The 9,016-nt window shown below is 62.5% G+C and carries 10 protein-coding genes; 4 read left to right on the top strand and 6 right to left on the bottom strand.

Going from position 1 to position 9,016, the window contains the following annotated elements; genetic code table 11:
* A partial coding sequence (locus tag AACS18_RS07345; RefSeq protein ID WP_258228882.1) for a NapC/NirT family cytochrome c occupies positions 1 to 885 on the top strand: 885 nt, incomplete at its 5' end.
* 23 nt (positions 886 to 908) lie between these two features.
* Positions 909 to 3,389 (top strand): trimethylamine-N-oxide reductase TorA, encoded by a 2,481-nt coding sequence (gene torA / locus AACS18_RS07340; protein ID WP_108614034.1) that lies wholly within the window; start codon positions 909 to 911, stop codon positions 3,387 to 3,389.
* A gap of 82 nt (positions 3,390 to 3,471) precedes the next feature.
* Here the strand turns inward: torA and AACS18_RS07335 are convergent, their stop codons facing one another.
* Genes AACS18_RS07335 through AACS18_RS07320 form a run of 4 tightly spaced genes read right to left on the bottom strand, consistent with a single transcriptional unit; the run spans position 3,472 to position 6,337 of the window.
* Positions 3,472 to 3,933 carry a hypothetical protein gene (locus tag AACS18_RS07335; RefSeq protein WP_108614033.1) on the bottom strand — a complete coding sequence of 154 codons (462 nt, stop codon included), beginning with the start codon at positions 3,931 to 3,933 and terminating at the stop codon, positions 3,472 to 3,474.
* A 41-nt stretch (positions 3,934 to 3,974) separates the two neighbouring features.
* Positions 3,975 to 5,324 carry a sensor histidine kinase gene (locus AACS18_RS07330; RefSeq protein WP_058056207.1) on the bottom strand — a complete coding sequence of 450 codons (1,350 nt, stop codon included), beginning with the start codon at positions 5,322 to 5,324 and terminating at the stop codon, positions 3,975 to 3,977.
* Positions 5,321 to 5,977: a response regulator transcription factor gene (locus AACS18_RS07325; RefSeq protein ID WP_005339826.1), complete on the bottom strand. Its 657-nt coding sequence runs from the start codon at positions 5,975 to 5,977 to the stop codon at positions 5,321 to 5,323. The genes AACS18_RS07330 and AACS18_RS07325 overlap by 4 nt, the downstream gene beginning before the upstream one ends.
* A gap of 21 nt (positions 5,978 to 5,998) precedes the next feature.
* Positions 5,999 to 6,337, bottom strand: coding sequence for a PepSY domain-containing protein (locus tag AACS18_RS07320; RefSeq protein WP_005339825.1), 339 nt, complete (start codon positions 6,335 to 6,337; stop codon positions 5,999 to 6,001).
* A gap of 63 nt (positions 6,338 to 6,400) precedes the next feature.
* Here AACS18_RS07320 and AACS18_RS07315 point away from each other — a divergent pair, with 63 nt between their 5' ends.
* Positions 6,401 to 6,649 (top strand): PepSY domain-containing protein, encoded by a 249-nt coding sequence (locus AACS18_RS07315; protein WP_041202391.1) that lies wholly within the window; start codon positions 6,401 to 6,403, stop codon positions 6,647 to 6,649.
* Here the strand turns inward: AACS18_RS07315 and msrQ are convergent.
* Together msrQ and msrP are read right to left on the bottom strand one after the other, a co-directional pair.
* A complete protein-coding gene (gene msrQ, locus AACS18_RS07310) occupies positions 6,646 to 7,272 on the bottom strand; it encodes a protein-methionine-sulfoxide reductase heme-binding subunit MsrQ (RefSeq protein WP_108614032.1) in 627 nt (208 codons plus the stop codon). The genes AACS18_RS07315 and msrQ overlap by 4 nt on opposite strands.
* Positions 7,263 to 8,264, bottom strand: coding sequence for a protein-methionine-sulfoxide reductase catalytic subunit MsrP (msrP, locus tag AACS18_RS07305; protein WP_005356348.1), 1,002 nt, complete (start codon positions 8,262 to 8,264; stop codon positions 7,263 to 7,265). Before msrP ends, msrQ begins: the two co-directional genes overlap by 10 nt.
* Positions 8,265 to 8,633: 369 nt before the next feature.
* Between msrP and AACS18_RS07300 the strand changes: the two genes are divergently transcribed.
* The coding region (locus tag AACS18_RS07300) for a DUF1097 domain-containing protein (RefSeq protein ID WP_108614031.1) at positions 8,634 to 9,016 on the top strand (383 nt) is incomplete at its 3' end.

Here is a 9,016-nt window from a genome sequence, read left to right as displayed (position 1 = left end):
CTGTGGACCAAGATCCGCGCCGTTAAGGATATCTATCACGAGGCGATCGGCACGCTCGACACACCCGAGAAATATGAGGCCCACAAGCTGCGGATGGCCCAGACCGTGTGGGACGAGCTGAAGGCCAACGACTCCGCCACCTGCCGCAGCTGCCACAGCTACGCAGCGATGGACATTCTAGCCCAGCGCCCCAACGCCCGCGCCGAGCACCCCATCGCCATCAAGGATGGCCAGACCTGTATCGACTGCCACCGCGGCGTCGCCCACATCATGCCCGACATGAGCGGTCTGGCTGCCGCCGGTGCCAGCGAACTGGCGCAGGCCGCCGCCCAGACCCCGGCCAGCGTCACCACCCGCTACGCCATCGCCACCACCCCGCTGTTCCTCGATGCCGCAGCCAAGACTGACGAAGGCACCCTGATGCCCTCCACCAAGGTGGAAGTGCTGGCCAACGAAAACGGCCGCGCCAAGGTGCAGATCGAAGGCTGGCAGCAGGATGGCGTGAGCGAAGTGTTCTACGCCGCACCGGGCAAACGGATCCTCAGCGTACTGGTCGGCGATGCCGCCAAGAAAGCGCTGGTCACCGGCAAGAGCGAAACCGACAGCGCCACCAACCTCACCTGGCATCAGGTCAGCCTGACCGCCTGGGTGGACGAGAGCCAGCTCATCGGCGATCAGGGCAAGCTGTGGCAATACGCCTCCACCCTGATGTCCAACAACTGCACCGGTTGCCACGGCCTCACCGCGCTGGATCACTTCAACGCCAACCAGTGGATCGGCGTCATCAAGGGGATGGAATCTCGTACCTCCCTGACCCCGGAACAGGCTCGCATGCTGACCCAGTATGTCCAGAAACATGCCAGTGACATGAGCGCGGCCCACTAAGGCTGGAACAGAGGAAAACCGTTATGACTTTTTTCAACGACAAGAAGACCAATCTGTCCCGCCGCAACCTGCTCAAGGGGCTCGGCGCCTGCGCGGCCCTGCCCCTGCTCGGCGGCATTTTTCCCAAGAGTGCGCTGGCGCAAGCCATCAGCACCGCATTGAGCCAGTTCCCGACCCTGGTGCCCGCCCAGAAGGGCATTCTGACCGGCGCCCACTGGGGTGCCTTCGAGGCGATTGTCGAGGATGGTCGCATGGTGCGCGTCCAGCCGGTGGCCGATGATCCGGCGCCGAACGATCTCATCGACATGGCGCCGTTCCAGGTGCACGCCAAAAACCGCATCAAGTACCCCATGGTACGCAAGAGCTGGCTGGAGCACGGCCCGGGCGCCAAACCCGAGCTGCGCGGTGCCGACGAGTGGGTGCGAGTGAGCTGGGACAAGGCGATCGAACTGGTGGCCGGTGAAATCCAGCGCGTCCAGTCTGACTTCGGCCCGCAGGCGATCCACGCCGGTTCCTACGGCTGGAAGAGTGTCGGCATGTTCCACAACAGCCGCACCCTGCTGCACCGCCTGATGAATCTCTCCGGCGGCTTCACCGGTTATGCCGGTGACTACTCCACCGGTGCGGCTCAGGTGATCATGTCCCACGTGATGGGCTCCATCGAGGTGTACGAGCAGCAGACCGCCTGGCCCAACGTGGTGGAGAACGCCGAACTGGTGGTGCTCTGGGGGGTCAATGCCCAGGTCACCCTGAAAAACAGCTGGAACATGCCGGATCATGAGGGTCAGGCTGGTTTCATGGCACTGAAAGAGAAGGGCACCCGCGTCATCAGCATCGACCCCATCTACAACGAGACCGCCAAGCTGGTCGGTGCCGAGTGGATTGCCCCGAACGCCTATACCGACGTGGCCATGATGCTGGGTGTGGCTCACACCCTCTACAGCGAGAAGAAGCACGATCAGGCCTTCCTCGATCGCTACACCGTCGGCTTCGACAAATTCCTCGCCTATCTGCTCGGCAAGGATGACGGTCAGCCGAAGAGCGCCGAGTGGGCAAGCACTGTCTGCGGCGTCGATGCCAAGGTAATTCGCCAGCTGGCCCTCGACATGGCCGCCAAGCGCACCATGATCATGGCCGGTTGGGGCATGCAGCGTCAGCAGCACGGCGAACAACCCAACTGGATGCTGGTCACCCTGGCCGCCATGCTGGGCCAGATCGGCCTGCCGGGGGGCGGCTACGGCTTCAGCTACCACTACTCCTCCGGTGGCAGCCCCACCGCCAAGGGCGGCATTCTGGCGGGGATCTCCGCCGGCAACGCACCTAAGAACAGCCCGGCCCCGATCCCGGTGGCGCGCATCGCCGACTGCCTCGCCAACCCGGGCAAGACCATCGACTTCAACGGTCGCAAGGTGACCTATCCGGACATCAAGCTGGTCTACGTGGCGGGCGGCAACCCCTTCCACCACCATCAGGACACCAACAACCTGCTGCAGGCGTGGCGCAAGCCGCAGACCGTGATCGTTCACGAGCCCTACTGGACGGCGACTGCCAAGCACGCCGACATCGTGCTGCCGGTCACCACCAGCTACGAGCGCAACGATCTGGAGATGGGCGGCGACTACTCCCAGCGCTATGTCTTCCCGATGCACCAGTGTGTGCCGCCCCAGTTTGAAGCTCGCAACGACTTCGACATTTTCAGCGCCATCGCCGCCAAGCTGGGCGTGCAGGAGCAGTACACCGAAGGCAAGGACGAGATGCTGTGGCTCAAGCAGATGTACGACGGCATGGCAGCGCAAGCCCGTGGTGCCCGGGTGGCGTTGCCGCCGTTCAACATGTTCTGGGAGTCCAACAACTACATCCGCTTCCCGATCCCGGAGGCCAACCGCCAGTGGATCCGTCACGCCGATTTTCGCGAGAACCCGCTGCTCAACCCGCTCGGCACTCCGTCTGGCAAGATCGAGATCTTCTCCAACACGGTAGCCGGGATGGGCTATGCCGACTGCGCTGGCCATCCCAAGTGGTATGAGCCGAAAGAGTGGGTGAAGAGCGAGGTGGCGGCGCGCTATCCGCTCTCCCTCAACACTTCACACCCGACCCAGCGGCTGCACTCCCAGCTCGACAACACCCCGCTGCGGGACAAGTTCGCCATCGCCGACCGCGAGGCGATCATGATCCATCCGCTGGATGCCAAGGCTCGTGGCATCGCCCAGGGGGATCTGGTGCGCGCCTTCAACGAACGGGGCCAGATTTTGGTGGGTGCCCTGCTCTCCGAGGATGTGCGCCAGGGGGTGGTGCGGATCTGTGAAGGGGCCTGGTATGACCCGGCCAAGCCGGGCGAAGCGGGCAGCATCTGCAAGAACGGCAACGTCAACTGCCTCACCTTCGACGAAGGCTCGTCCAGTCTGGCGCAGGGCAACTGCGGCCATATGGCCCAGCTGCAGATCGAGAAGTACACAGGCCCGGTGCTGACCAACACCGCCCACGCGGTACCGGCTAACGGCTAAGGCGATTGCCACCCAATAAAAACGGCGCCATCAAGGCGCCGTTTCTTTATCTGTCTGCCAAAGCGCAGGCATGGGGATGGGTTTAGAACTCCCCTTCCTCCATATACTCCTGCGCGCACTCAACCAGCTGCAGCCACAGCTCTTCCGGCACCCAGGCGTCCGGGTCATCTTCGTCCCCGTCGTACTGGCTCCAGAAATAGCGGCGCAGGCCGGAGGCAAACTCGTCGCTGATCTCGGCCAGCTCCGAGAGCGGCCCCAACCAGGCGATGCGGCGCAGGCCGGAGGCGAGATCATTGATGGCATCCATCAGGGTGCGATCGTCGAAGCTCTGCTCCACCAGCAGGGTGAAGCGCTCGCGCGCCTGCTCGGTCTGCTCCTCGTCCAGCTCGCCCACATCGGCCAGCAGGTCGACAAAATCTTCCAGAAGGAACGCGATCAGGCCATCCCTGTCTTCAAACCACTGGATCTGAGCGCCCTTGACCCCCAGCACAGAGGCATCAAACGAATCGTCAAGGTGACACAGTGCCCACGGATCGTCGGTCATGCTTCTCTTCCTCAGGCTAAAACAAATGCCATATGTTATGCCTAGCTCTCGACTCTTGCCACCTTGGGCAACGAGAGGGAGGCGGCCAGACCGCCCAGTTCGGCACGGCCCATGATGAAACTGCCCCGATAGGCTTCCGCCAGATCGGAGACGATGTTGAGACCCAGGCCCGAGCCCGGTACCTTCTCGTCGAGCCGCACCCCGCGCAGCACCGCCTTGGCGATCTGATCCTCGCTCATGCCGGGGCCGTCATCCTCGATACGCAAGGTGATCCAGCCACCCAGCTCGGCGCTGGAGATGCGCAGCTCGCTGGCAGACCACTTGAAGGCGTTCTCCAGCAGGTTGCCCACCATCTCGTCGAAATCCTGCTCCTCCACCCCGACCGCCAGTTCGGCCGGCACCTGCAAGTCCACCGTCTTGCCCGGATAGAGGCGGGAGAAGGCGCGGCAGATATACTCCACCCGCGCCCGCACCGGGGTCGAGACCCCGAGGATCTTGGCGGCACCGGTCACCCGCGCCTTGCCGAGGTGGTAATCGATATGGCGCTGGATCTGGTCGAGCTGCTCGCCGATGGCGGCCTGATCCTCCGGCGGCAATTGAGCCACCTGATTGCGCATGATGCTGAGCGGCGTCTTGAGAGCGTGGGCCAGATTGCCGGTGTGGGAGCGCGCCCGCTGAAGCAGCTCGCCGTAGTGGTGCAGCAGCCGGTTGATATCCTCCACCAGCGGCTGGATCTCCAGCGGATAGCGCAGCCGGAATCCCTCCTGATGACCCTCGTGAACCCGCCCCAGTTCGCGGCGCAGCAGGTGCAGCGGCCGCAAGCCGTAGACGATCTGGAACATGAAGCCGAGCACCAGACCGGCGGCGGCAAAGCCGAGACCGAGGAACAGGCTGATGCGGGTCTTGTTGAGGGTTTGGGTCAGGGCGCTGCTGTCCTTGGCCATCACCAGAGTGAACACCCGATCCGAACCGGGCAGCAGCACGGTACGGGTCATGATCAGCAGCGGCTCCTTGTTGGGCCCCTTGCCGACGAAGAGGTCGGGATCGCCAAAGGCGGACTTGAGGCCATCGCTCTTCAGGTTGGTATCCCACAGGGAACGGGAGCGCCCCACCACATCGCGGCCCAGCTCCAACTGCCAGTAGTAGCCGGAGTAAGGCTGATTGAAGCGGGGATCGGAGAGGGAACCGGTGACCACCGGCAGGCCGGTTTTGGCCACTTCCAGCCGGGAGAGCAGATCATAGAGCTGCAGGCGAAGGCCGTCGGCCTCCGCCTCCTGCCAGTAGTTGCGCATCATAGTCTGCAGGCTGAAACCGGTGGCGAACAGAAACAGCCCGCACCAGACCAGCGCGATGGCGACCAGCCGCCCCCGCAGGGTTCTCACCAGCCTCATTCGTTGATCCGGTACCCGAGGCCGCGCACTGTCTCAATCAGATCGGGGTTGGTTTTCTTGCGGATCCGGCCGATGAACACCTCCACGGTATTGGAGTCACGGTCAAAATCCTGAGCATAGATGTGGTCGATCAGCTCGCTGCGCGATACCACCTTGCCCCGATGCTGCATCAGGTAACCCAGCACCCGGAACTCGTGGGCAGTCAGCTTGATGGGAGTCCCTTCGTACCACACCTGCGACGCCGCCATGTCGAGCCGCACCCCGCCGATCTCCAGAATGGAGCTGGCGTTGCCTGCCGCCCGGCGCACCAGCGCATGGACACGCGCCACCAGCTCGGCCACCTGGAACGGCTTGGTCAGGTAGTCATCGGCACCGGCGTTGAGCCCTTCAATCTTCTCGTGCAGCTGACCACGGGCGGTCAGCACTAGCACAGGGGTATCGATCCCCTTGCTGCGCCACTCTTTCAGCACGCTGAGGCCATCGCGCCCCGGCAGGCCGAGGTCGAGAATGATGGCGTCGTAGGGTTCGGTCTCACCGAGGAAACCGGCCTCGTTGCCGTCGTGGCAGAGGTCGGTGACAAAGCCGGAGAGGCGCAGCTGTTCGGCCAGCTGGCCAGCCAGAATTTTTTCGTCTTCAACAATCAGAATTCGCATGAACAGGCTTCCACACAGGGGTTATTCATCATCCTCGACCGGGGGCTTGGGCGGTTCGAACAGCCGCTCCAGATGGTGGCCCTTGGCCCACACCAGCTCAAGGTTGTCGGCCCGATAGGCTACCTTGATCACGCTGTTTTCCCGATCGATGACTCGCAGTTCATAGAGCCAGATACCATCCTCTTCCCCCAGATCCACCCGCAACACCCGCACCGGCAATCTGGCCGCCACCTCCATCATTTCATGGAAGGGCCGAACCCGTCCCTCATGGACAGCTTGCTGCAGCATGGCTTCATCAGGCGTGACCGCCTGTGCCAGCAACGGCAGCAATAACCCAAGCAGAGGGAGCGCTCTATTCATGGATGATTCATCTCCAAAAACCTAACATAATGGCGTTTATAGTCTGCCAGCCATGAATCCGGAATGAATATGATCCCGCGCAGTTTCCTGCTGATCCTTTGCCTGTTGAGTGCCACAAGCTGGGCGGCCCAGAGCCGTCTCGACATGGCCGGGCTGGTCAAACTCCTGCTGGCGCAAGGGTATCACGACATTCGGGAAGTGGAGCTGGAAGGGGACAAATTCGAGGTCAAAACCCTCAATCGCCAGGATCAGAAGGTGCATCTCATCGTCGATGCCTACACCGGCGAGATCAAACAACGAGAGGCCGATTAGGCCTCTTTTGCATTCCAGCGCCCCCGCATGGGGCGCAGCAGCTTCTCCCGCCTAGGCCAGAGCAGGGCGCAGGCCAGCAGCAGGTAGATGAGAGGCTCCCCCCAACCGCTCTTGAGCGACCACCAGTAGTGCACCGGCACCAGCAGGGCGATGGCATAAACCCAGTTGTGCAGCTTCTGCCATGCGGCGCCCATGCGGCGCTGCAATGCGGGCAGCGAGGTGATGCTGAGGGCGGCCAGCAGCAACAGGGCCACCATCCCCACCACGATATAGCTGCGCTTGACCAGCTCGCCGCCAATCAGGCCCCAATCAAACTGCAGATCCAGCCCCAGCCACACCATGAAGTGGAGCAGCGCCCAGACAAAACACCAGAGCCCGAGGGGGCGGCGCAGCTTGATGAGCTGCCCCTGCCGCCAGCGCTTGGCCAGCGGCGACACCAGCAGGGTGAGCAGCAGCAGATTGAGCGCCCCCTTGCCGAGGTAGTGGATAAGCTCGGGCACCGGATCGCCCCCCAGCAGACCTGCCGGAATGGCAAAAACCAGCCAGAGCAGGAAGCAGAGGGAGCCCAGATGCACCAGCGCCCGCAAACCGCTGATATGGGCCGGTTTCAATCTCAGTACCATTGGCGCAGATCCATCCCCTGATAGAGCGAGGCGACTTCGTCACCATAGCCGTTGAACATCAGGGTCGGCTGACGTTTGGCGCCAAACACTCCGCCCTCGCCGATGAAACGCTCGCTGGCCTGACTCCAGCGCGGATGATCCACCTGCGGATTGACGTTGGCGTAGAAGCCATATTCGTTGGGAGCCAGCAGATTCCAGGTGGTCGGCGGCATCTCCTCCACCAGCCGGATCGAAACGATGCTCTTGATGCTCTTGAAGCCGTACTTCCACGGCACCACCAGCCGGATCGGCGCGCCATTCTGGGCGGGCAGGGTCTTGCCATAGAGCCCCATCGCAAGGAAAGAAAGAGGGTGCATCGCCTCGTCGATACGCAACCCCTCCACGTAGGGATACTCGATGCCGCCCCCCAAACTGGAGGCCTGACCCGGCAGCTGTTTCGGATCAAACAGGGTTTCGAAGGCAACAAACTTGGCGCGACTGGTGGGCTCGGCACGGCGGATGATCTCTGCCAGCGAGATACCGTTCCAGGGCAGTACCATGGACCAGGCTTCGACACAGCGCAGCCGGTAGATCCGCTCCTCCAGCTCGCTCTTGTTGATAAGATCCCACACATCGAGGGTAAAGGGCTTGGCCACCTCCCCCTCCACCTTGAGGGTCCAGGGTTCGGGCTTGAGGTAATGGCCGTTGCGAGCCGGGTCGGACTTGTCGGTGCCCAGCTCATAGAAGTTGTTGTAACTGGTGGCCTTCTCTTCCGGTGTCAGCACCAGATTGGCCGGGCGCTCGGCAGGCTTGCTGTTGAGCGGTTTGGTAGCTAATTGGGGGGCATCCTCTTTGCCGCGTAGCAGGTCGAGCACTCCCGCCTGAGTGGGAAACGCCAGGGTGGCTGCGCCCAGACCCAGCCCTTTGAGAATAAGGCGGCGGTCCTGATAGACGGCTTCCGGGGTGACATCCTGTTCGGTGAGGGGGTGGGCGGTACGACGCTTGATCAACATGAAAAACTCCCGGGGCTGAGTGAGGCAGTATGGATAAGGACCCGCCCCGGCAGATTTTTATTTCACACAAATTTACATCATGTGGTGCAGGGGCAGTGCCTTGGCCATGGTGCCGACCAGAAACAGGACTACGAACACCAGCAGGGGAACGATCACATTTGGCGCCATCAGACTCACTCCATGAGCAGGACAGGGCCTCCAACTATGGCCGACTGTCAGGCCGGTCACCAATGAATTTTTTTCGCGAGCGCAAGCGTATTCCTGAGTTGAAAAGGGTGATGAAGATCACACACAATTCGGCCCCCGCTTGCCGCCCCGATTGCCGGGGGTAGGCTGCCCCTTTTGCGAAGCCAACTGAAGAGTCGCCCCATGAGCCCACTGATCGCCATCGCCATCACCACTGGAATTCTCTCCGCCGTCTGGGGCTGGATTGCCGTCGCGTTCGGCCTTATCTCCTGGGTCGGCTTTCTCGGCTGCACCAGCTATTTCGCGTCAAGCGGCGGCTACAAGGCGCTGCTGCAGACCATCTTCTGCAACACCAGCGGCATGCTGTGGGCACTGCTGCTGATCCATGGCGACAGTCTGTGGGGGGCGGGCGTGGCGGGTTACGTGATGACAGGTGTGGTCGCAACCCTGATGTGCGTGCAGGCCAAGCAGCAGTGGCTCGGCTACATTCCCGGCACCTTTGCCGGTTGCTGTGCCACCTTCGGGGCGGCTGGCGAGTGGCGGCTGATCCTGCCCTCCCTCATCAT

Origin of the sequence: Aeromonas sp. HMWF015, from assembly GCF_963878965.1 — a bacterium.
Taxonomy (GTDB): domain Bacteria; phylum Pseudomonadota; class Gammaproteobacteria; order Enterobacterales; family Aeromonadaceae; genus Aeromonas; species Aeromonas veronii.
The sequence above is the reverse complement of the archived record's forward strand: the minus strand, read 5'-3'. Positions and strand labels throughout refer to the sequence as shown.

Coding starts and splice junctions, on each gene's coding strand:
- AACS18_RS07325 (WP_005339826.1), bottom strand. CDS start 5,977: ATGCGAATTCTGATTGTTGAAGACGAAAAAATTCTGGCTGGCCAGCTG.
- AACS18_RS07335 (WP_108614033.1), bottom strand. CDS start 3,933: ATGACCGACGATCCGTGGGCACTGTGTCACCTTGACGATTCGTTTGAT.
- msrP (WP_005356348.1), bottom strand. CDS start 8,264: ATGTTGATCAAGCGTCGTACCGCCCACCCCCTCACCGAACAGGATGTC.
- AACS18_RS07330 (WP_058056207.1), bottom strand. CDS start 5,324: ATGAGGCTGGTGAGAACCCTGCGGGGGCGGCTGGTCGCCATCGCGCTG.
- msrQ (WP_108614032.1), bottom strand. CDS start 7,272: ATGGTACTGAGATTGAAACCGGCCCATATCAGCGGTTTGCGGGCGCTG.
- torA (WP_108614034.1), top strand. CDS start 909: ATGACTTTTTTCAACGACAAGAAGACCAATCTGTCCCGCCGCAACCTG.
- AACS18_RS07320 (WP_005339825.1), bottom strand. CDS start 6,337: ATGAATAGAGCGCTCCCTCTGCTTGGGTTATTGCTGCCGTTGCTGGCA.
- AACS18_RS07315 (WP_041202391.1), top strand. CDS start 6,401: ATGAATATGATCCCGCGCAGTTTCCTGCTGATCCTTTGCCTGTTGAGT.